The following is a 21,173-nucleotide window of genomic DNA, read 5'->3' as shown; positions in this document are numbered from 1 at the left end:
ACTGAGAATGTTCAATCGGCTGCAAGCGAGCGCTTTGCAGCCGATTTCTTTTTGGGCTTGGTTTTTTCGCTTCGCAAGGCCGCGTCATAGGCGAGGCGGGCCCAGCGCGTCATCACTTCCGGATCATCGAAAGCTTCACTTGGCACGCTCCAGTAGGGCATGGCGACAGGTTCGCCGCCTTTGCGTCCTTCATAGGTCCATTGGGCCGCGCCAGCGTCAATAAATTGAGGAATGGTTGCTTCGTCAGCCTTGAAGAGCAGCTCGTCGCGAACAACGAGCGCAAAAATCATGCCCTGATGATAGATGCCCTTGCCGCCGAACATGCGGCGGATGGTGACGGGACCAAAGTCCTGCAACAGATCGCGGAGAACTTCGTCATCCATCGGCAGGCGGACCTTTGTCTGGCGTCAGGCTGCGCCCTGCATCTGGCGCAGGCTTTCCGGAGAGGCGGCTTTGATTTCAACAGACTCACCGCATCCGCAAGCCGAGGTCTGGTTCGGATTGTTGAAGACAAAACCCGTGCGCAGGGTCGTCACCTCGAAGTCCATCTGGGTGCCGAGCAGGAAAAGAACGGCCTCCGGTGCGATGTAAACCCTCGCACCATCCTTTTCGATGACATCGTCGCCAGCCTTGGCTTCGGTAACGAGATCGATGGTATATTCCATCCCGGCGCAGCCGCCCTTTTTCACGCCTACCCGGATACCCAGGGCGCCGTCCCGCGATGCGATGATCTCGCGTACGCGATCAGCTGCTTTGTCGGTTAGCGTCATGACTGCGAAACGGCCCATTTTCTCTCTTCCGGTATCGTGCTGGCTTATGGACGGAGAATCGTCCAGTCTTGTCGCAACAGGCTGAGTTTCCTCTGCGATTGCCACGTTTTCACTATAGTTAGTGTTGTAACATCATTACTGCAATACACCAAATCGGGAGCGTCCCGAAGCGCTCTGCAAAATATTGCTCGGAAGAGGAGAAGCGTATGTCGAATGACCGGATGAAACCTCTCATGCTCGCTGCCGTGATCGGCCTTCTGGGTGCAGGGGCAGCAGGCTTTGCAGCCGGAGGCGCCCTGGCGCAGAATCCGCCGAAGGGCGCGCCTGAAGAAACGCCGAGAAACGTCCAGGAAAAGCACGATAATGCTCCCGAGCCAGTTCAGGAAACCAAGCCTTCCGAACAGACGCAGGACGCCGCGGGAGGCGTGACGGTTCCGGATTATCGCGACGATCGTTCCACTCCACAGGCGCTCATCGAATCCTATTACAATGCGATCAACCGCAAGGAATATGCGCGGGCTTATGGCTATTATTCCGAAGAGGGGCGGGAACCGGACTTCAAGACCTTCCTGAAAGGTTATGAAAACACCAAGAGCGTGAAGGTGGCGTTGCGAAAGACCGATCCCGACCCGGGGGCGGGGCAGATTTACTGGAGCCAGCCGGTGGCCATCGAAGCGGAAACGGCGGATGGCAAGAAGGAAGTCTTCACAGGCTGCTATACGATTCACCTTACAAATCCTGCCATGCAGGAGGACCCGCCCTTCAAGCCGATGCAGATCATGACGGGCTCGCTCACCAAATCCCCGCTTGAACTGGAAAAAAGCGTGCCCGAGACCTGCGAAGCGCCTTGACTCGAAATGGCAAAAAGGCCCTTGACCTTACCACGATGGGAAGCTCCATCTTATGGCCATCCCTAGAAGGAGTGATTGATTTGATGAAGTTTTCCATTCCCAAGATGAAATGTGGCGGTTGCGCCGATAGCGTTACAGCCGCCTTGCGCGGACTTGATGCGACGGCTCCCATCGAAATCGACCTCGAAAAGAAGGAAGTCGAGTTCGGCGGCAACGTTCCCCAGGACAGAGTGCTCTCCGCCCTGGCTGCAGCCGGGTTTCCAGCGGCAAACGCTCAATAATGTGATTTCGGCTGCGCTTGTTTCAATGCGCTGCAGAAGATAGAGCCGTCCCCGGAAGCATGATGCAGTTCCGGCTAGGCTGTACGTCGAGAACAGATGCCGGGAAGCGAAGGGCTTTCCGGCATTTTCATGTCCCGACGCGCCGTAGCACTCAAATGGAGTGACCTCGGGCGCGCCCGGTGAACTCCGGCGCGGTGATCGGGGAACAGTGAGCATAAATGCCGCAAATGCTGTGTTTCATTGACTGGACCCGCGATTTTTGCCACATCAACGGCAAATCTCGTTTATGGTGCTCCGGCAGGATGCAGGGCGCTCCAATGGCATGAAACATCGCACTTCGCGATAAGGAAGGGTTTAGGGCTATGGCAGCCGATTTCCAGGATCTTCGCACAAAGATGGTCGACAACCAGATCCGCACGACGGACGTAACCGATCTGGCAGTGATCGATGCTTTCCTGACCGTCCCGCGTGAGGCGTTCGTTCCGGCGGCACGTCAGGTCCTTGCCTATATTGACGAAGACCAGCTTCTTGAAAGCGAAGGCAAGCAGCCTCGCTATCTGATGGAGCCTTCGCCTTTCGCCAAGCTGGTGCAGCTCGCAAGCATCAAGAACACGGACGTCGTTCTCGATGTCGGCTGCGGCACCGGATATTCCGCCGCCATCCTTTCCAAGCTGGCCGGTTCGGTCATCGGCCTCGAAAGTGATTCCGTATTGTCGGCTGCCGCCACTGCCCGTCTCGCAGAATTGGGCTATGACAATGTTGTGATCGTTTCAGGCGAACTGCAGGCAGGCTATCCTTCGGAAGCACCTTATGACGTGATCGTCATTGAGGGCGCCGTCGACTTCATCCCGGACGCACTTCTCGCCCAGTTGAGGGACGGCGGACGTCTCGTTGCCGTTGAAGGGCGCGGGAATGCCGGAGTTGCGCGGATTTACGTTAAAGAAAATGGTGTTGCATCAGGACGCGGTGTGTTCAACACTGCGGTTCGTCCGCTACCGGGCTTTGAACGGATTCCGCAGTTCGAGTTTTAATTTTAGCGGATGATACAATTCTGCAACGCTGTGGAATTTGTTTGTGCAAGCTCTGGCGGGGGCAATGGAAATAACCGAATTTAGAGGTTATTAGGATTTGCCCGAACCAATCGGTTCGATAGTTGGATTCGTTTGTTCTTATAATGAGGTACCCGGTGTTCAAAACGTGCAAAGGACTGGTAGCGGCCGCAGCATTGTTGTCTGGCACCATTTTAACGGGGCAGGCGGCGTTCTCGGAGACGTTGACCGGCGCTCTCGTCAAGGCCTACAAGAACAATGCTAACCTGAACTACTCCCGCGCAGGCGTCCGCGTTACGGATGAAGGCGTGGCGATTGCCAAGTCCGGTTATCGCCCACAGATTACGGGTTCTTATAACGTAGGGCGCGGCAAGACCCCTTCAAGCCGAGGATATCGTACGACAGGCACATTCGGCATTGAGCTGAATCAGATGCTGTTCGATGGATTTCAAACCAAGAACAATGTCGCCGCCGCCGAGACACAGGTCTTTGCCCAGCGCGAGAACCTCCGCAATGAAGAGCAGAACAGACTCTATGAGGCGGTGACCGCCTATATGGATGTCTATCGCGCTCGCCAGATCGCGGCCCTGCGTGAACGCAACCTTGCAGCCCTGAACGAACAGGTTCGTGCAGCCCGCGCTCGCCTCGACGTGGGCGAGGGTACGCGCACCGACGTTGCCCAGGCAGACGCCAGCCGCTCGAATGCGGTTGCTGCGCTCAATTCTGCGCGTGCGGATGTCAAGTCGGCAGAAGCAACCTACGTGCAGGTGATCGGCGTTCAGCCGGACAAGCTTGCAACGGCTGCGGCAGCCAAAAATCTGCCAGCCTCGCCGGATCAGGCATTCTCCATTGCGATTGCTGGCCATCCGGGCATCCTCGCGACGCAGTACGCCGTCAACGCTGCCGGATATAATGTAAAGGCTAAGGAAGGCGCTCTGCTTCCTTCCGTCGGGCTTACGGCAAGCGCCAGCCGCCTCGATACTTATGCCGGTGAGGGCGGTTCGCAGACCGACGGTAATTCGGCTTCCATCGGTGTTGGTGTGAGCATTCCGATCTATACCGGTGGCCGCACTTCGGCACAGGTCCGCCAGTCCAAGGAGCAGCTTGGTCAGGCGCGTATCGAAGTCGACGTGGTTCGCGATCAGGTTCGGCAAGCGATAGGCTCAGCTTGGTCGCAGCTTGAAGCTGCCCGTGCGTCGGTCAAGGCAAATCGGGACGGTATTTCTGCCGCACAGCTTGCTCTCGATGGCGTCATCGAGGAACGCAAGGTGGGGCAGCGCACCACGCTCGACGTGTTGAATGCGCAAAACGATCTCATCACGGCGCAGATCGCTCTGGTCGAATCCGAGCGTAACGTCATTGTTGCCAGCTATGCGCTCCTGAACGCGACCGGTCGCATGACCGCCAGCCAGATGGGGCTGCAGGTTGCCGAGTACAAGCCGGAAGAGCACTACAACGCCGTCAAGGACAAGTGGTTCGGCCTGCGCACACCGGACGGCCGCTGATCATTTGTGTGGAATGAGAATTGAAAGGCACCTTCGGGTGCCTTTTATTTTGCCGTCGATTCGGGATTCTCGCGGTATCGCAAATCCTTAACAAATCCATAAAGCTGTGAGTTTGAGAGCACGTTTCCTGCGTGGGGATTCTCAAACGGGGGATCGTCCGCTACCCTTAATCCATTGATTCTCTGTCTTTTGCAGACAATGTCGCAATACAGGAAAGCGGATTAGCCATGGCACAGACATCCAGCGCAACACGTGAACCGTCGATGGAAGAGATTCTCGCGTCCATCCGCAGGATCATTGAAGACAGCGATGTCACCCGCCAGCCCGCACCGATGGCATCTCAGGTTCGTGGAGAGGTTGCCGAGTTTCGTCGTCCGGTCACCGAGCAACCCGTTGCGCAGCCGGAGAGGCCCGCAATGATGCGCAATGTGTTCCAGGACGAACCGACATTGCGCGGCCCGATCAGCGAGCCGGTGCCGCCAGCGCCCGAACCGGCAATCGAGGCCGAGGATGAGGATGAAGTTGTTCTCAACGCCGAGAATGACGATCATTCCAACCCGGAGCCTCTGGCACATCCGCTACAGCCCGCGGCAACGGATATTTCGCTGGAAGAAATGGACCTTTCGGTTGAGGCGGAGATTGCAAAGGCGGTCGATACCTTGCTGGAACCGGAATCCGATGCGGAAATCGAGCAGGAAGTTCCTGTCCAGCCCAAGGCTGCCGCCCCGGTTACAGAAGCCGTTGCAAAGCCGCAGCCTTCTGCCCATATGTTGTCGCAGATCGCGGAACGTCAGGTAGCTGCTGCGTTTCAGGATTTGAATCATGCGGTTAGGGCTGAACCGCGCCGCTCGTTCGATGATATTGCTTCGGAACTGCTGCGCCCGATGCTGCAGGACTGGCTCGACAACAATTTGCCGACGCTCGTTGAGCGGCTTGTGCGGGAAGAGATCGAACGCGTGGTACGCGGCGAGCGATAAGCGTACCGGCCCGATCCGTTGAAATCTGACCCGTCTGTGCAGCAGGCGGGTTTTCACTTTTAGAATGACCGACGGCGGCGCTGTCACTTTTAAAGTGATTTGTCAGCTGTTAGTTGCTATTGAGCCTTCAATTCATTCATCGCGCATAAAGACCGGATAATTCCATGCTTGAGAAGACCTATGACGCCGCGGCGATAGAGCCGAAAATTGCTGAACGCTGGGAAGAAGCGGGTGCATTCAAGGCGGGTGCAGGCGCGAAGCCGGGAGCCGATCCGTTTGCCGTGGTTATTCCGCCGCCGAACGTCACCGGATCGCTGCATATGGGCCACGCGCTCAACAACACGATCCAGGACATCATGGTCCGCTTCGAACGCATGCGCGGCAAGAATGTGCTGTGGCAGCCCGGCATGGACCACGCAGGCATTGCCACCCAGATGGTGGTCGAGCGCCAGCTGGCTGAACGGCAGGAACCAAACCGTCATGCCATGGGCCGCGAGAAGTTCATCGAACGGATCTGGCAGTGGAAGGCTGAATCTGGCGGCATGATTTCCAACCAGCTGCGCCGTCTTGGTGCCTCGTGTGACTGGTCGCGCGAGCGCTTCACCATGGACGAAGGGCTTTCGCGCGCGGTTCTGGAAGTTTTCGTCTCGCTTTACAAGCAGGGCCTCATCTATCGTGACAAGCGCCTGGTCAACTGGGATCCGAAGCTGCTGACGGCGATTTCCGACATTGAGGTCGAGTCTCGCGAAACGAAAGGCCATCTGTGGCATTTCCGTTATCCGCTTGAGAACGTTCCGTTCGACCCGGAAAACCCGCACACTTACATCGTCGTGGCGACAACGCGGCCGGAAACCATGCTGGGCGACACCGGTGTCGCGGTCAACCCGAAGGACGGGCGTTACCATGCTCTGGTAGGAAACGACGTGGTGCTCCCGCTCGTCGGTCGCCACATTCCGATCGTTGCCGACGATTATGCCGATCCGGAAGCCGGTTCTGGCGCGGTCAAGATTACGCCTGCGCATGACTTCAACGATTTTGAGGTCGGCAAGCGCAACGATCTGCGCGCCATCAATATCCTGACGCCCGAGGCCGCAGTTACGCTCAAGGGCAACAATGACTTCCTGGAAGGCCTTGAGCTGACGCCCGAACTGAAGGCGCTCATCAACGAGCTGGATGGGCAGGATCGCTTTGCGGTTCGCAAGCGCATCGTCGAATTGATGGACGAGCGCGGCTATCTGGAAAAGATCGAGGACCACACGCACGCCGTTCCGCACGGTGACCGCGGTGGCGTGCCGATCGAACCCTACCTGACCGACCAGTGGTATGTGAACGCTGCCGAACTTGCCAAGCCTGCAATGGCGGCTGTTCGCGACGGCACCACGCAGATCGTTCCTAAGAACTGGGAAAAGACCTATTTCGACTGGATGGAAAACATCCAGCCGTGGTGCGTCTCGCGCCAGCTTTGGTGGGGACACCAGATTCCGGCCTGGTATGGCCCGGACGGCAAATGCTTTGTCGAAAAGAGCGAAGAAGAGGCAAAGGCCTCTGCGCGCGCCCACTATGGCGAAGATGTTGCGCTCGAGCGTGATACCGACGTTCTCGACACATGGTTTTCGTCTGCGCTGTGGCCGTTCTCCACACTCGGCTGGCCGGACAAGACGCCGGAACTCGCAACCTATTATCCAACCAGCGTTCTGGTGACCGGGTTCGATATCCTGTTCTTCTGGGTTGCCCGCATGATGATGATGGGTCTCCATTTCATGGAGGAAATCCCGTTCCATACGGTTTATCTGCACGCTCTGGTTCGCGACAAGCATGGCGCGAAGATGTCGAAGTCGAAGGGCAATGTCATCGATCCGCTGGAGTTGATGGACGAATACGGCGCCGACGCGCTGCGGTTCACCCTTGCGATCATGGCCGCTCAGGGGCGTGACGTTAAGCTCGATCCGGCTCGTATTGCAGGCTATCGCAATTTCGGCACCAAGCTCTGGAATGCGACGCGCTTTGCGCAGATGAATGGCGTGAAGCTCGACGCCGGCTTCAAGCCGGAAAACGCCAGCCTTGCCGTCAATCGCTGGATACTGACGGAGCTGACCAAGGCCACGCGCGCCGTGACCGAGGGCATCGACAACTATCGCTTCAATGAAGCGGCGGGCGCCGCCTATCGTTTTGTCTGGAACCAGTTCTGCGATTGGTATCTGGAACTGCTGAAGCCAATCTTCATGGGCGACGATGAAGCTGCGAAGGCTGAAGCCCAGGCTACTGCAGCCTATTGCCTCGATCAGATCTACAAGCTTCTGCACCCGTTCATGCCTTTCATGACGGAGGAACTCTGGACCCTGACCGCAGGCGAGGGGCAGAAGCGCGATACGGTGCTGGCGCTTGCAGCCTGGCCGGAACTGTCGTTCGAGGACGAGGAAGCAGCGGCTGACATCAACTGGCTGGTTGATCTCGTCACCGGGATTCGTTCGGTTCGCGCGGAAATGAATGTGCCAGCTGGGGCGATCGCTCCTGTTGTCGTTCTGGATGCGAATGCGGCAAGTATTGACCGCTTTGCCCGTCACGATGCTGCGATCAAGCGTCTTGCGCGTGTCGAGAATGTTTCGTTCGAGGCACAGGCTCCAAAAGGTTCGGCACAGATGCTGCTGGGTGAGGCGACAATCTGCATCCCGCTTGGCAATCTGATCGACCTGAAGGCGGAAGCCGCACGCCTCGCCAAAGAAGCTGGCAAGATTGCCGCCGAAATGGACCGCATCGAGAAAAAGCTCTCCAACGAGAAATTCGTTGCGAATGCGCGTGAAGAAGTCGTTGAAGCGGAGCGCGAGCGGCTTGCGGAACTGAAGGAAGCCGCGCAGCGTGTGGCAACGGCCGAGTCACGCATCCGTGATGCAGGCTGAATTGACCTGACGTAAGAAAACAGATTTCGGTCGAATCAAACGCCCGGCAGCCTCCGCTGTCGGGTGTTTTGTTGCGCGGTAGTCGCATTTCGGCGCGTTTCAAGCGGCAGAGGGAGTGATCGAACTGGCGTTTCGATTGTTTTTGAGCAATGTTGCGCTTTCGCAACAAGGCGAAAAAGCGGCCGAAAATTGGCCGATTCAGGCATGTTTTGCCATGTGCTTGGTCTAATTTTACTAATGAAACGACGATATGATCGGTGTTTTAGCCATTTTCCGCATATGTGTCGAAAGTTCCATAACGCTAATCCAAATTAATGCATCTTGCGGGCTGAATCCTTCCTGATTTACGTTTTCGTCAACGTTAATACCGTTGCTGTGTGGGAGGACATTTATGAGTGTACAGCGCGTGAAAATGGCAGGGATGGTCGCAGCTTTCCTCGGAAGCGCGGTCGCTGCCCATGCGGGCGGCTTCGAGCGCAGCTCGCAGGATTTCGATATTCTTTTCGAAAAAGGCAATGTCGTTGATACGACCGGCACTTATGTCGCTCCTCAGCGTAAACTGAAGAATATTCATGGTTCGCCTATTGGTGCAATGACGGGCGGGATCAATCCAATCACCAAGCGGGCTTACGAAACCGAGGTCGATGAAGCCAAGGGCTATTGGGTACCAAAGGCATCTGCGAAGTTTGATCTGACCGACGATTTTGCTTGTGCGGCACAGTATCGTCAGCCTTGGGGTATTCACACCGACGTCGGCGTTGATACGGTTCGCATGTATACGGCGATCGAGCAGAAGATTTCTTCGCACGATTACGGCGTGAACTGTTCGTACCGTTTTGCAGCGGGCGAAAAAAGCTACTTCCGTATTTTAGGCGGTGTGAGCTACCAAGAACTCAAGGGCGAACAAACCCGCATGATTCCGGGGATTGATCCAAGAAATAACCCGACGAATTTCCCATTCCCCGGCCCATTTCGTATTGCATCTCTGGATGTAGAGGATGAAGCTGTGGGCTGGCGTCTCGGTGCGGCCTACGAAATCCCTGAATATGCAATGCGCGCAACGCTCGTTTATCAGTCCAAGGTCAAGTACAACCTTGAAGGCACGATTGATAACCTGGCAATTGTCGGCGGACGCGCAGTGCCGATCAATGTTGAAAGCGATGTGGCGACACCTCAGTCGGTTGAATTCAAGTTCCAGACCGGTATCGCACCAGACTGGCTTGCTTTCGGCTCGGTCAAGTGGACCGATTGGTCATCCATCTCCCACGTGGATTTCAACGCGTCTGACAGCAGAGTTGCTCCCAAGGGCAGGACGATCACGAGCTTGAACCTGTATTACCAGGATGGCTGGACGGTAAGCGGTGGCGTTGGCCATAAGCTCAACGAACAATGGTCGGTGGCCGGTACCGTAACCTGGGATCGTGGCACCAGCACAGGCATGACGTCGCAGACTGACGTATGGCTGTTTGGCCTGGGTACCAACTACAAGCCGAACGATCAGTTCGAAGTTCGCCTGGCCGGTGCTGCTGGCTGGCTTTCTTCCGGTGAACTCGACGATACCGTTGTCGGCGGCAAGCCGAGCCTGACCGGTTCCAAAGGCGAGTTCGGTAACGACTTTGTCGGCGGTCTGTCACTCACTGCGAAGGTCAAGTTCTAAGCTCGACATTTAAGACACGAAAAAAGCCCGGCGTTGCCGGGCTTTTTGTTGGAAACCGCTTGGGCTCAGGACCGTTCAAGCCGCGCAAGCAGCGAAGACGTATCCCAGCGGTTGCCTCCGATCTTCTGCACTTCCTTGTAAAACTGGTCCACGAGAGCCGTAACCGGCAGAAGCGCGCCATTGCGGTCCGCTTCCTCAAGACAGATGCCAAGGTCCTTGCGCATCCAGTCGACCGCAAAGCCGAAATCGTATTTGCCCTGGTTCATGGTGCCGGAACGGTTCTCCATCTGCCAGGAACCCGCTGCCCCCTTGGAGATTACCGAGATCAGCTTTTCGATATCGAGACCAGCCTTCTTGCCGAAATGGATGCCTTCCGCCAGTCCTTGAACAAGGCCGGCAATACAGATCTGGTTGACCATCTTTGCAAGCTGGCCCGAGCCGACCGGGCCCATGAGGCCGACCATGCGCGCATAAGCATCGATTATTGGCCTGACGCGCTCAAAAACAGCTTCCGGCGCTCCAACCATGACCGTCAGCACACCGTTTTCGGCACCTGCCTGCCCGCCGGAGACAGGCGCATCGATGAAGTGAAAGCCGCGCTTCTGCGCTTCGGCGTCCAGTTCGCGGGCAACCTCCGCGGAGGCCGTGGTATTGTCGATGAAGATCGCATCCTTCCTCATGGTCGAGAATGCGCCATCCGGGCCGATGGTGATGGAACGAAGATCATCGTCATTGCCGACACAGGCGAAAACAAAATCCGCATCGCGAACGGCTTCGGCCGGCGTGGCAGCAAAGCTGCCGCCGAATTCTTTTGCCCATTTTTCGGCCTTGGCCGTCGTGCGGTTATAAACCGTGACGTCGTGACCGCCCTTGTTCTTGAGATGTCCGGCCATGGGATAGCCCATGACGCCCAAACCCAGAAAGGCGACTTTAGCGGGTGTCGTCATTCGTTCATTCCTCTGGATAGATGTAAGCAATCAGGTGAGAGGCGTCATAACGGCTGCCTGATAGGCCGGACGCTGTTTCAAACGGTCATACCAGTCTTCGAGCCGTGGGAGAGAGGGGCGCTCAATTGGGAACTCGAACCACGCATAGGCATAGCAACCGATGGGAATGTCGCCAATGCCGAAATTGTCGCCCGAAAACCAGGCGGCATCCTTGAGGCCGTCATTGGCAATCTGCATCGAATGAGCCAGCCCCTGAAGACCGCGTTCCAGAATGGCCGGATCGCGTTCCGCTTCCGGCAACCGGATCAGATGCTTGATGACATCGCTGAAATTGGAGGCGAGGGAGGTGGAGGCCCAATCCATCCACTTTTCAGCCTGCGCGCGCATGGCCGGGTCCTCGATCCAGAACGTTCCCTTGCCATAGACTGCCGCAAGGTAACGGGTGATGGTATTGGATTCCCACAACACAGTGTCGCCGTCTTCCAGTAGCGGAATCAGCCCGTTCGGATTGCGCGCAAGATATGTGGGGTCTTTCAGGCCACCAAACTGGCCGCCCACATCGATCTGCTCATAGTCGAGATTAAGTTCCCGCGCTATCCAGAGCGCCTTCTTCACATTTGTGGAATTGATACGACCCCAGATTTTCAGCATGACTCAGCCTGTTGCATTACTGTCGAAAAATGCATTCTAAACAGATCGTCCCCGAAAGTCGCAAGACTTCCGGGGACGATATTTTGCCTTATGCCTATTTAGTGATCTCTAGCGAACAAGATGACGTGTCAGTCGTCGTTCGAGAAAATCCCAAACGTGCCGCAGACACTCGACGATCACCAGATAGATGACCGCTGCCCAGAGATAGGTCTGGAAATCGAAGGTCCGCGAATAGGCGCGGCGCGTTTCGCCCATAAGGTCGAGCACGGTGATGATGGCGACAATGGCCGAACCCTTAATCATGAGGATGATTTCGTTGCCGTAAGGGCGCAGCGCTACGATAAGCGCCTGCGGAAGAATGACCTTCCAGAAGGTCACACGCTTTGAAATGCCAAGAGCCGCGGCGCCTTCCCATTGGCCGAGCGCCACGCTCTGGATGGCGCCGCGCAGGATTTCAGCCTGATAAGCCGCCGTATTGAGCGAAAACGCCAGAATCGCGCAATTCCATGCATCGCGGAAAAACACCCAAAGCCCGATGCTTTCGAGAAACGGACGGAAGGTGCCAAAACCGTAATAGATAAGGAATGTCTGCGCGAGCAGTGGTGTGCCCCGGAAGAAATAGACGTAGCCGAAGGCAAGTCCGCGAAGCCATCGATTGTTGGACATGCGCGCAGCCGTGATCGGCAGCGAGAGCAGGGCGCCTATGATGATAGAAACAGCGACCAGCTTCAGCGTGATAAGAAGACCGGACCAGTAGCGCGGCCCGTAGGTTTCAAACAGATCGACGCGCCATGCGTTGTAGAGATAGATCGCAAGGCCGGCGAAGAGAAGGAACCATAAGGCGACGATGACGTGGCCTGCGACGCGCATCCGCGTCCATTGCTTTACCACTGGCGGCGGGGCCATCACCGGGACTGTCGTGTTGGAAGCCGTCTGGCTCATATCATGCACCTCGCGAACGGTTGGCGCCTGCATCGGCCCAGCGGGCAATGCGGTCGATGAAGTAGGACGAGATGATTGCGAGAACCAGATAGAGCAGGCAGGCTATGCCGAAGAACAGAAACGGTTCCTTGGTCACGCGCGCCGCGATGGAGGTCTGCCGCAGGATATCCGACAGGGTGATGACGGAAACCAGCGATGTATCCTTGAGAAGCACCAGCCACAGATTGGCCAGACCGGGCAGGGCGATGCGGATCAGCTGCGGCAGGATGACCTTGCGCATGGTCTGCCAGTGCGACAGGCCGACGGCATAACCGCCTTCATATTGCCCGCGCGGGATGGCGCGGAATGCCGAGAGGAAGACTTCGCTCGAATAGGATGAGAAGACGAAGCCCAGCGCGACCATACCCGCGCCGAACGCATTGATTTCGACATTGGCTTCCACGCCGAACAGGCTCAAGAGCCGCTGCAGTCCCAGCGATGCGCCGAAATAGACGAGAAAGAGGGTCAGAAGTTCAGGCAAACCACGAAAGATCGTCGTGTAGATGTTTGCTGCCAGCCGTATCGAGGGTTCGCTGGATTGTTTGCCGACGGCAACCAGAAATCCAAGTGCGAGACCGACGGGAAGTGTTGCGAGGGCCAGCGAGACGGTAACCAGAAGGCCCCAGGCAATGCTTGCCCCCCAACCGTCCGGGCCGAAACTCAACAAAGTGGCGTAATGTTCCATGCGCCTATTCTTTTTCCTGAAGGCAACTGCCTGTGCTTTTTATCGCCTGCGGGCATCAACCCGGCGAGGCTTGTGCGGCATGCCCGTACAAATGTTTTGCGCCGGTTTGCCAAAACGCAAACCGGCGCATGTCTATCAATTTGGATTAGTTTTCGGCGCCATAAGCATCGAAGTCGAAGTACTTGTCGTTGACTTCCTTGTATTTGCCGTTCGCGCGGATGGCCTTGATGGCTGCGTTGAACTTTTCAACCAGTTCGGGGCGGCCCTTCTTGAAGGCCACGCCAGCGCCCGGACCATGGATTTCGATAACTGGCGGGAACGTACCGACCATCTTGCAGCAAGCCCCATCCGGGGACTTCAGCCACTGGGCCAGCGTGACGCTGTCGTCGTTGACGGCATCGAGACGGCCATTGGCGAGATCGAGGCGATATTCTTCCGCCGTCGGATAGGCCTTGATCGTGCTGTCGGTGAAGGTCTTTTCAGAGTAGTTGGAATGCGTGGTGGAAACCTGCACGCCGATGGTCTTGCCTGCGAGGTCTTCCTTGGTCACACCCTTGATGTCGGTGTCTTTAGGAGCCGCAATGCCGGGAGGCGTGTTGTAATATTTATTGGAGAAGTCGACCTGCTTCTTGCGCTCGTCCGTGATGGACATGGATGCGATGAAGGCGTCGAATTTGCCTGCCTGAAGCGCAGGAATAGCGCCGTCCCATTCCTGGGTAACGAATTCGCACTCGGCTTTCATCTCCTCGCAGAGCGCCTTGGCGATATCGACGTCGAAGCCCGAGAGGGTGCCGTCCGGATTGATGAAGTTGAAGGGAGGATAGGCGCCTTCGGTGCCGATCTTGAGCTTGAGTGGTTCTTCTGCATTGGCAACGCCAGCAGCCATGCTGCCGATTGTGATTGCCAGTGCTGCGACCGATGCTGCAGTGGCGATACGCTTCAATACGCGCATTTTCAGTCCTCTCGTTTGTTTTGGCTGGTTCCCTGATTATTTCTTCTGGTTCAGCCGCTTAAGGGGCACTCACGACCGTGTAACTTTAAATTGCACGTTTGGCAGCGGATTCCCCTTGTCCCTACCAATAGATGGTTGAGCCGATCATGCGCAATATTTTTTCGCGCTTCCATCTCCACCATCAGGTCTGTCGGCGATATTCCCACCATTTTTAGACGATTGGCAAGATGGTCCGTGTAATTAAATTGTGTCTCTTGAGAGTGAATTCGTCTGCATTTTCTGCATGTTTTTGTCTCGTTATAATGGAAATCGCTATTTTGACCATAAAATTTAGGGAGTTGCTCAGAACGCCATCTCGCGTTGGACAAAATCGGCTATTTTCTCGATATCATTGATGTCGAACACGGGCACTGCTTCGTCGGGTTGGGGCTGGTCGCTGGCGATGGCGACGATGGTCGGATCGTCGCGGGAAAGCGCGGGCCCCTCATGGCTCCCCTGCCGACGCAACTCGATTTTCTTGTGTGTTTCGCGCTTGTAGCCTTCGACCAGGACAAGATCGCAGGGCGCCAGTTTGGCGGCAATCTCACGCAGGGAAGGCTCTTCTTCGCCTGTGCTCTCATGCATGATCGCGTAGCGCTGCGACGAGACTATGGCGACTTCCACCGCTCCCGCATTTCGATGCCGCCAGGAATCAGTTCCTTCATGGTCGATATCGAAATTGTGATGGGCATGCTTGATCGTGGCGATACGGTATCCGCGGGCGGTAAGGCATGTCACCAGGCGTTCGGTCATTGTTGTCTTGCCGGAGTTTTTCCAGCCGGTAATGCCGAAAAGCTTCTGGTTCATTCCATCGACTCAGCCAGTTTTCGGGCCGCGACAAGATCGTCGGGCCGATTGATGTTGAAGAACGGATCATATGTTTCCGGACTATCGCCAGCGAAGGCAAGCGGAAAATCGACGGTCTCAAAACCTATATACTCAGCGAACGCAAGCACGCTCGCCCTGTTCGTTTCGGAGAGCCAGGCGGACAGTTCATGCGCCAGCCCCGTTTCCCACAGGCCGAAAATCGGATGCACCCGGTCAAGGGAACTGGCGAGAACGATACGCGCTCCGCTTTCATTTCGACGCGAAAGAAGGCGGCCGGCGAGATCGTGAGGCAGGAACGGCGTATCGGCTGCCGTTGTCAGTAAAAGGGAAGCCCCCCGCGCATGGATCAAAGCCGACAGGATGCCGACAAGTGGGCCGCCATGTTTTGAAGGCAGGTCTTTTATGATCGGTACGCCGAGATTGGCCAGATGGGGATCATCGCTGTTCGCATTGACAACGAGAGTTTCGACCTGCGGGCTGATGCGCGTGATGACGTGGGCGATGATCGAGCGCTCGCCGTTGAGTGGCTGAAGGAACTTGTCGCCCGCAACGCCACCTTCCTGCATGCGGCTGGAAAGCCCCCCGGCGATGATGGCCCCTGCTATCATGACGGTTCCACGCCCGTCGGGATCGTCGCGAGCGTGCTCTTGTTGCGTTCGCGCTTCTTCAATACGTTTTCGCGATAGACCATGTAGACGCCGCTTCCGACCACCAGAATAGATCCGATGATCGTATATATGTCAGGCGCTTCACCGAAGATCAAAGTGCTGAGGCCGATCGCCCAGAGCAGGCTCGAATAGCGGAACGGTGAAACGAACGAGACTTCGCCTTCGCGCATCGCCAGAATGATGAAGTGATAACCCACGAGAAGCAAAACGGCGGCAATGGCCATGGCGCCGACGGCGGTCATCCCGAGTGGCTGCCATCCGCCCATGGGAACTGTCAGCGCGCCGCCCGTCAATGTTATCGCGCCTGCGGTCAATGTCGACAGAAAGAGGGTCGGTACATGCGCCGGCACGCGGCGTGTCGCGATATCTCGTGTTGCGGCAAAGCACACGCTGGCGAGAAGCACGGCGACAGCGGCCAGGCTCGCCGCGCCATCCGTTCCAGGCCGGATGATGATGAGAACGCCTACCAACCCGACAAGGATACAGCACCAGCGACGCCAGCCCACTTTTTCCTTCAGGAAGAGCGCCGCCCCGAGCGTCACGACAAGCGGCGTTGCCTGAAAGACGGCGGAACAGAAGGCCTGCGAAAGATGACCGAGGGAGTAAATATAGGTGATCGTGGCGACGACTTCGCCCACAACACGCAGGATCGTCATCCTCTCCAGCGAAAGATTGCGCAACGCGCCGTGGCGCCATGCCAGCAAACCGATCAGCGCCGTCGCGAATATGCCGCGGACCAGCATATACTGCCCGCTGTTCATCTCGGTCAGGAGATATTTTGTGATCGTATCGCCGATGGTGAAGGTCCCCATGGCGAGAAGCATGAAAATACTTGCACGAAAATTCGCTGATTGCGGCACGATACAGAATCCGTTTTGGGCCTGAGCCTTGGATTGCATACCGTTTTAAAGTCGATCTCGCGACAACTATTTCAGGTGATTTGTGCTTTTCAAGTATAGGCGGCTCAACCGCCGGTAAGGCTCATGTGGCGCGCAACCGCCGGGCGATTATGATCGCGGTCGATGATGAAATCGTGCCCTTTCGGCTTGCGCGAAATGGCTTCGTCAATCGCCTGGCCGAGCAGCAGGTCGCTTTCGCTTTCCCGCAGCGCCTTGCGCAGATCGGCATCGTCGTTCTGGCCGAGGCACATATAGAGCATCCCCGTGCAGGTCAGCCGGACGCGATTGCAGCTTTCGCAGAAATTATGGGTCATCGGCGTGATGAAACCCAGCCGCCCGCCTGTCTCGGCAATCGTCACGTAGCGGGCAGGGCCGCCCGTGCGGTACGGGATGTCCGATAGCGTGAACTGACGCGACAGGTCTTCCCTTACCTGCGACAGCGGCAGATATTGGTCGGTGCGGTCGAACTCGATCTCGCCCATCGGCATTGTTTCGATAAGGGTCATGTCCATGCCGCGGCCATGCGCCCAGCGGATCAGTTCAGGAATTTCATGTTCGTTGAAATCCTTCAGTGCGACCGCATTGATCTTGACGCGGATACCCGCACGCTGTGCAGCCTCAATCCCCTCAAGAACGCGGGGCAGATCGCCCCAACGGGTGATCTGATGGAATTTTTCAGGGTCGAGCGTATCCAGCGAGACATTGATACGGCGTATCCCGCACTCCGCCAGTTCGTCGGCAAAGCGTGAAAGCTGCGATCCGTTCGTGGTGAGGGTCAGTTCATCCAGCGCACCTGATTTCAAATGGCGCGAAAGCTGCCGGATCAGGTGCATGATGTTCTTGCGCACCAATGGCTCGCCGCCGGTCAGGCGCAGTTTCCGCACTCCCTTGTCGATGAAGGCGGTGCAAAGCCGGTCCAGTTCCTCGAGCGTCAGCAAATCCTTCTTGGGCAGGAACGTCATATGTTCCGCCATGCAATAGGTGCACCGGAAATCGCAGCGATCTGTAACCGAAACGCGAAGATAGGTGACGGCGCGCCCGAAAGGATCGATCATGGGTCCAGTCGGGGAAACAAGTGGCTGGGCTTGGTTTGTGTGCATCATAAGCCGTTGTTTCCGCTTGTTGCGCAAGAATGTCCGCATCGTTTCTCTAGAGATAGGACCTACGGACTTCATTGTCCAGTTTCGCGCGCACGAAGCTCTTTCAATAATGATCGCGCCTATTGCGATATTTTAACGCGGGGCCTATCAAAGCTGGCGAATATCCAAGCTGGAGAATGGTTATGAGCGAAGTCTGGCCGACCGAATTGCGCGTTTCGCACGACCGCAGGCTGCTGACGGTGGCATTCGACGATGGCCAGAAATTCGAGCTGGCCGCCGAATTGCTGCGTGTGCTCTCGCCTTCGGCGGAAGTGCAGGGCCATTCGCCGGAACAGCGCGTGACGGTTGGCGGCAAGCGCAATGTCGAAATCATGAAGGTCGAGCCGGTCGGCAATTACGCCGTTCGAATAACTTTCGACGACATGCACGACACCGGCCTGTTTTCGTGGACCTATCTCCACAAGCTCGGCACCGAGAAGGAGACGCTGTGGCAAACCTATCTCGATGAGCTTGCCGGGAAGGGGCTCAAGCGGGACCGCTGACCTATTCCTTCTCCAGCATTTCGCAGATGCGGCGCATCACGTCGCCCATCGCGTTGCATTGCGCGGCTGTCGACTGCGCCATGACGCGGTCGATCAGTTCCGTATAGACCGTCAGCGCGTGTCCCAGCAGCTTTTCGCCCTTGGCAGTCAGGGTCAGGCGCATCACACGCTTGTCCGTCGGGTCGCCTTCGCGCACCAGCAAGCGACGCTTTTCCAGCTTTGGCAGCAGCATGGTGATGTTTGAGCGCCCGACAAGAATGCGGCGCGCAAGATCGTGCTGGGATTCGCCGGGATGGCGATAGATATTCATCAGTACATCGAGGTCCGCGATCTTCAGATCGAAGGTCGATAGCCCTTGGGCGAGGGCGCGTTCTACCGCCTTGCCGGCGCGCGCGACGGCAATCCAGTTCTTGAAGCGGGGATTATCCCACGGCAGTTTTTGAGTCTCGTCTTGCATTTTGTTCATTCTTGTACAATTATTTGTTCAGGATTGAACATAATTGAGGCCCTGTCATGACATCGTTCTCTTTGCAGGTTACGCGATTCGGCCTGGGTGTGCTCGGACGCATTGATGCCGAGAAGGCGGGCCGCGCGGCATTCAGGATTTTCTGTCGGACGCCAAGCCGCAAGCCGAAGACGAAGGCCTATGCGGCGCGCCTTCAAAAAGCGAACACGGAACTTGGCCAGGCAAAGCGGCTCGATCTGATTATCGATCGCGGGTTGATCGCGACTTATCTGTTCGAGCCGAAGGTTCCGGTGGGGCGCACCTCGCTCGTCGTCCACGGATGGGGATCGCGCACTGCCGACATGATGACGATCATTCGTGAGCTTGTCGCACGCGGCGAACGGGTCGTTTCCCTCGACCTGCCGGGACATGGTGCATCAGCGGGCCACACGCTCAACATGATACAGGCAATCGCCGCCGTTGATGTGGCATGGCGCCAGTACGGCCCGTTCGACGCGATGATCGGTCACTCATTTGGCGGCGCGGTCATCATCAATGCGGCGGCGGGGTCCGTCGGTTGCTACCGGTCACACCGCCCGGCAAAGCTGGTGACGATTGCCTCTCCGCACTCAATGGCGGGCGTTTTCGACGGTTTCGGCAAAGTGCTCGGGCTTGGCCGCGATGCGCGCAACGCCATGAAGGAGCAGGTCCGCTACATCGCGGCGCGTCCGATCACGGATTTCGATACCGATGTGCTCCTGCGCCGCATGACGATACCGACGCTGGTCGTTCATGCGCATGACGACAAGGAAGTTCCCGCCATTTGCGCGGAAATGGTTGGCAAAGCTGGTTCCCATGTCACGGTGCGCTGGGCCGACGGCCTTGGCCATCGCCGGATCATCGCAAGTGCGGAAGTAGCGTCCATCGTGGCGGATTATCTTGATGATGCTCCGGGGTTAAGGCTCGTCGCCTGATCGTGCTTCGCCGGGAACAAGTTTGTCCCATGCCGCCATGGCGCCCTGCGCCGCTGCAGTAAGGTCTGCTCGTGTTCCACCGTCGCGCGCAAGAATGGACATGCCGTTCTGTACCGTTGCGTAAAAGGTTGCCACCGCTTCGCAGTTGACCGACATGGCTATGTCGCCGTCGCGAATGCCGCGCTCGAGCCGCTTTTTCAAAATTTCGATATTGGCCTGGCGACAGTTGCGCAGCACGGTGCAGACCTTGTCGCTTGACTGTGTACGGTGCAGCGCATCCAGCGCGATCATGCATCCGCGAGGCACCGATTCCTGGCAATAAGCGTCGATAGTGGCGTAGAGAAACTGCTCGAATGCCCGGCGGACCTCCGGCGTCTTATCCAGCGTCGACCATATTTCTACCCCGACTTCACCGGAATAAAGGGTGAGGGCTTCAAGATAGAGCCCTTCCTTGCTGCCGAAAGCTGCATAGAGGCTGGGAGCATTGATGCCCATGGCGGCTGTCAGGTCGGCCAGCGACGCGCCATCAAAACCTTTTTCCCAGAATTTGAGCATTGCAGTACGCAGCGCTGTCTCGCGGTCGAAGCTGCGGGGGCGTCCTTTGTCTGCCATGCTCCCTCCTTTCTGTATCGATCAATAAATAAATCGCTTGACCGCTCAGCGCAAGCCTGTCAGCAATTATGTATCAATTGATACAGAAAGGAAATGACATGCCAGCAGAAGCTCTGAACGGGAAGGTTGCTTTCGTCACTGGCGGAAGCCGTGGCATCGGAGCCGCAATTGCGCGGCGGCTCGCGAAAGATGGGGCGGCAGTCGTAATCACCTATGTGAATGGTAAGGAAAAGGCCGATACAGTGGTCTCCGGGATATTGGCCGATGGCGGCAAGGCGCTGGCGCTGAAGGCCGACAATCGCGATGCCAGCGAGATTGCAGCGGCCATCGAAAATACCGTCAAGGAATTCGGCCGTCTGGATATATTGGTCAACAGCGCCGGCATCTGGCATGCTGCCCCGCTGGAACAGGTCAAGCTTGCCGATTTCGATGACGTAATGGCGGTAAACTTCCGCGCTGTCTTTGCGGCCGTTTCCGCAGCCGTTCCGCATCTCGGTACTGGCGGACGCGTGATCACCATCGGCTCCAATCTCGCCGAAAGCGTGCCTTGGCCGGGCATCAGCCTTTATGCGGCAAGCAAGGCGGCGCTGATCGGTCTGACGAAAGGGCTGGCGCGCGATCTCGGCCCCAAAGGCGTCACGGTCAATGTCGTTCACCCCGGCTCGACCGATACCGACATGAATCCGGCAGCAGGCGACCATGCGGAACAGCAGCGCGAACGCATCGCTACCGGCAGCTTCGGTTCGCCCGACGATATTGCAAGTCTGGTCGCCTGGCTTGCCAGCCCCGAAGGACGCTTCGTGTCGGGAGCCTCGCTCACCGTCGACGGTGGAGCCAACGCCTGAAACGAAAAGGGCGGCTCG

Annotated in this window: 23 protein-coding genes; 10 read left to right on the top strand and 13 right to left on the bottom strand. The window is 57.2% G+C overall.

From position 1 onward, the window contains the following. Positions 1–11: 11 nt before the first annotated feature. Both ABWW28_RS04965 and sufA read right to left on the bottom strand, forming a co-directional pair. Positions 12–383 carry a TfoX/Sxy family protein gene (locus ABWW28_RS04965; protein WP_006472149.1) on the bottom strand — a complete coding sequence of 124 codons (372 nt, stop codon included), beginning with the start codon at positions 381–383 and terminating at the stop codon, positions 12–14. A 24-nt stretch (positions 384–407) separates the two neighbouring features. Further along, on the bottom strand, positions 408–788 hold the full coding sequence (gene sufA, locus ABWW28_RS04960; protein ID WP_006472150.1) for a Fe-S cluster assembly scaffold SufA: 381 nt from the start codon (positions 786–788) through the stop codon (positions 408–410). A gap of 188 nt (positions 789–976) precedes the next feature. On the opposite strand from sufA, the gene ABWW28_RS04955 reads away from it, so the two are divergent. From ABWW28_RS04955 to ABWW28_RS04925, 7 genes are all read left to right on the top strand, one after another. Then, the gene (locus tag ABWW28_RS04955) at positions 977–1,621 is read left to right on the top strand and encodes a hypothetical protein (RefSeq protein ID WP_006472151.1); all 645 of its coding nucleotides are present in this window, start codon (positions 977–979) and stop codon (positions 1,619–1,621) included. Positions 1,622–1,701: 80 nt separating this feature from the next. Beyond that, positions 1,702–1,902 carry a heavy-metal-associated domain-containing protein gene (locus tag ABWW28_RS04950; protein WP_006472152.1) on the top strand — a complete coding sequence of 67 codons (201 nt, stop codon included), beginning with the start codon at positions 1,702–1,704 and terminating at the stop codon, positions 1,900–1,902. 362 nt (positions 1,903–2,264) lie between these two features. Further along, positions 2,265–2,933 (top strand): protein-L-isoaspartate O-methyltransferase family protein, encoded by a 669-nt coding sequence (locus ABWW28_RS04945; protein WP_006466725.1) that lies wholly within the window; start codon positions 2,265–2,267, stop codon positions 2,931–2,933. Positions 2,934–3,076: 143 nt separating this feature from the next. Further along, positions 3,077–4,456, top strand: a complete 1,380-nt coding sequence (locus ABWW28_RS04940) for a TolC family outer membrane protein (RefSeq protein ID WP_006472153.1) — start codon at positions 3,077–3,079, stop codon at positions 4,454–4,456. A gap of 227 nt (positions 4,457–4,683) precedes the next feature. Next, a complete protein-coding gene (locus ABWW28_RS04935; RefSeq protein WP_006472154.1) occupies positions 4,684–5,433 on the top strand; it encodes a PopZ family protein in 750 nt (249 codons plus the stop codon). 164 nt (positions 5,434–5,597) lie between these two features. Further along, positions 5,598–8,330, top strand: coding sequence for a valine--tRNA ligase (locus tag ABWW28_RS04930; protein WP_006472155.1), 2,733 nt, complete (start codon positions 5,598–5,600; stop codon positions 8,328–8,330). Between the two features lie 391 nt (positions 8,331–8,721). After that, complete coding sequence (locus ABWW28_RS04925) at positions 8,722–9,987, top strand: OmpP1/FadL family transporter (RefSeq protein WP_210268902.1); 1,266 nt, start codon at positions 8,722–8,724, stop codon at positions 9,985–9,987. Positions 9,988–10,052: 65 nt separating this feature from the next. Here ABWW28_RS04925 and ABWW28_RS04920 read toward each other — a convergent pair whose 3' ends face one another. The 9 genes from ABWW28_RS04920 to moaA form a co-directional block, all read right to left on the bottom strand. Next, complete coding sequence (locus ABWW28_RS04920; RefSeq protein ID WP_006472157.1) at positions 10,053–10,934, bottom strand: NAD(P)-dependent oxidoreductase; 882 nt, start codon at positions 10,932–10,934, stop codon at positions 10,053–10,055. Between the two features lie 30 nt (positions 10,935–10,964). Then, positions 10,965–11,585, bottom strand: a complete 621-nt coding sequence (locus ABWW28_RS04915; RefSeq protein WP_006472158.1) for a glutathione S-transferase family protein — start codon at positions 11,583–11,585, stop codon at positions 10,965–10,967. Positions 11,586–11,693: 108 nt separating this feature from the next. Next, positions 11,694–12,527 (bottom strand): ABC transporter permease, encoded by an 834-nt coding sequence (locus ABWW28_RS04910; protein ID WP_006472159.1) that lies wholly within the window; start codon positions 12,525–12,527, stop codon positions 11,694–11,696. Between the two features lies 1 nt (position 12,528). Beyond that, complete coding sequence (locus ABWW28_RS04905) at positions 12,529–13,251, bottom strand: ABC transporter permease (RefSeq protein WP_006466733.1); 723 nt, start codon at positions 13,249–13,251, stop codon at positions 12,529–12,531. Between the two features lie 145 nt (positions 13,252–13,396). Continuing rightward, positions 13,397–14,203 (bottom strand): ABC transporter substrate-binding protein, encoded by an 807-nt coding sequence (locus tag ABWW28_RS04900; RefSeq protein ID WP_006466734.1) that lies wholly within the window; start codon positions 14,201–14,203, stop codon positions 13,397–13,399. 342 nt (positions 14,204–14,545) lie between these two features. Then, positions 14,546–15,049: a molybdopterin-guanine dinucleotide biosynthesis protein B gene (gene mobB, locus ABWW28_RS04895; protein ID WP_006472160.1), complete on the bottom strand. Its 504-nt coding sequence runs from the start codon at positions 15,047–15,049 to the stop codon at positions 14,546–14,548. Further along, positions 15,046–15,678, bottom strand: coding sequence for a molybdenum cofactor guanylyltransferase (gene mobA / locus ABWW28_RS04890; RefSeq protein ID WP_006472161.1), 633 nt, complete (start codon positions 15,676–15,678; stop codon positions 15,046–15,048). Before mobA ends, mobB begins: the two co-directional genes overlap by 4 nt. After that, the gene (locus tag ABWW28_RS04885) at positions 15,675–16,562 is read right to left on the bottom strand and encodes a DMT family transporter (RefSeq protein WP_031345994.1); all 888 of its coding nucleotides are present in this window, start codon (positions 16,560–16,562) and stop codon (positions 15,675–15,677) included. Before ABWW28_RS04885 ends, mobA begins: the two co-directional genes overlap by 4 nt. Positions 16,563–16,702: 140 nt before the next feature. Beyond that, positions 16,703–17,737: a GTP 3',8-cyclase MoaA gene (gene moaA / locus ABWW28_RS04880; RefSeq protein WP_006472163.1), complete on the bottom strand. Its 1,035-nt coding sequence runs from the start codon at positions 17,735–17,737 to the stop codon at positions 16,703–16,705. 182 nt (positions 17,738–17,919) lie between these two features. Here moaA and ABWW28_RS04875 point away from each other — a divergent pair, with 182 nt between their 5' ends. Then, complete coding sequence (locus ABWW28_RS04875) at positions 17,920–18,279, top strand: gamma-butyrobetaine hydroxylase family protein (protein WP_006472164.1); 360 nt, start codon at positions 17,920–17,922, stop codon at positions 18,277–18,279. A gap of 1 nt (position 18,280) precedes the next feature. Here ABWW28_RS04875 and ABWW28_RS04870 read toward each other — a convergent pair whose 3' ends face one another. Continuing rightward, positions 18,281–18,745 carry a MarR family winged helix-turn-helix transcriptional regulator gene (locus tag ABWW28_RS04870; protein WP_021585103.1) on the bottom strand — a complete coding sequence of 155 codons (465 nt, stop codon included), beginning with the start codon at positions 18,743–18,745 and terminating at the stop codon, positions 18,281–18,283. A gap of 47 nt (positions 18,746–18,792) precedes the next feature. Here ABWW28_RS04870 and ABWW28_RS04865 point away from each other — a divergent pair, with 47 nt between their 5' ends. Beyond that, positions 18,793–19,698, top strand: coding sequence for an alpha/beta fold hydrolase (locus ABWW28_RS04865; RefSeq protein ID WP_006472166.1), 906 nt, complete (start codon positions 18,793–18,795; stop codon positions 19,696–19,698). Here ABWW28_RS04865 and ABWW28_RS04860 read toward each other — a convergent pair. Then, positions 19,681–20,310, bottom strand: a complete 630-nt coding sequence (locus ABWW28_RS04860; RefSeq protein WP_006472167.1) for a TetR/AcrR family transcriptional regulator — start codon at positions 20,308–20,310, stop codon at positions 19,681–19,683. The two genes, ABWW28_RS04865 and ABWW28_RS04860, sit on opposite strands and share 18 nt — an antisense overlap. A 98-nt stretch (positions 20,311–20,408) precedes the next feature. On the opposite strand from ABWW28_RS04860, the gene ABWW28_RS04855 reads away from it, so the two are divergent. Further along, positions 20,409–21,155 carry a 3-oxoacyl-ACP reductase family protein gene (locus ABWW28_RS04855; protein ID WP_006472168.1) on the top strand — a complete coding sequence of 249 codons (747 nt, stop codon included), beginning with the start codon at positions 20,409–20,411 and terminating at the stop codon, positions 21,153–21,155. The last annotated feature ends 18 nt before the right edge of the window (positions 21,156–21,173 follow it).

Source organism: Brucella sp. NBRC 14130 (genome assembly GCF_040371715.1).
GTDB lineage: Bacteria > Pseudomonadota > Alphaproteobacteria > Rhizobiales > Rhizobiaceae > Brucella > Brucella intermedia.
Note: the sequence above shows the minus strand (reverse complement) of the source record. Positions and strands in the feature narration are given on the sequence as shown.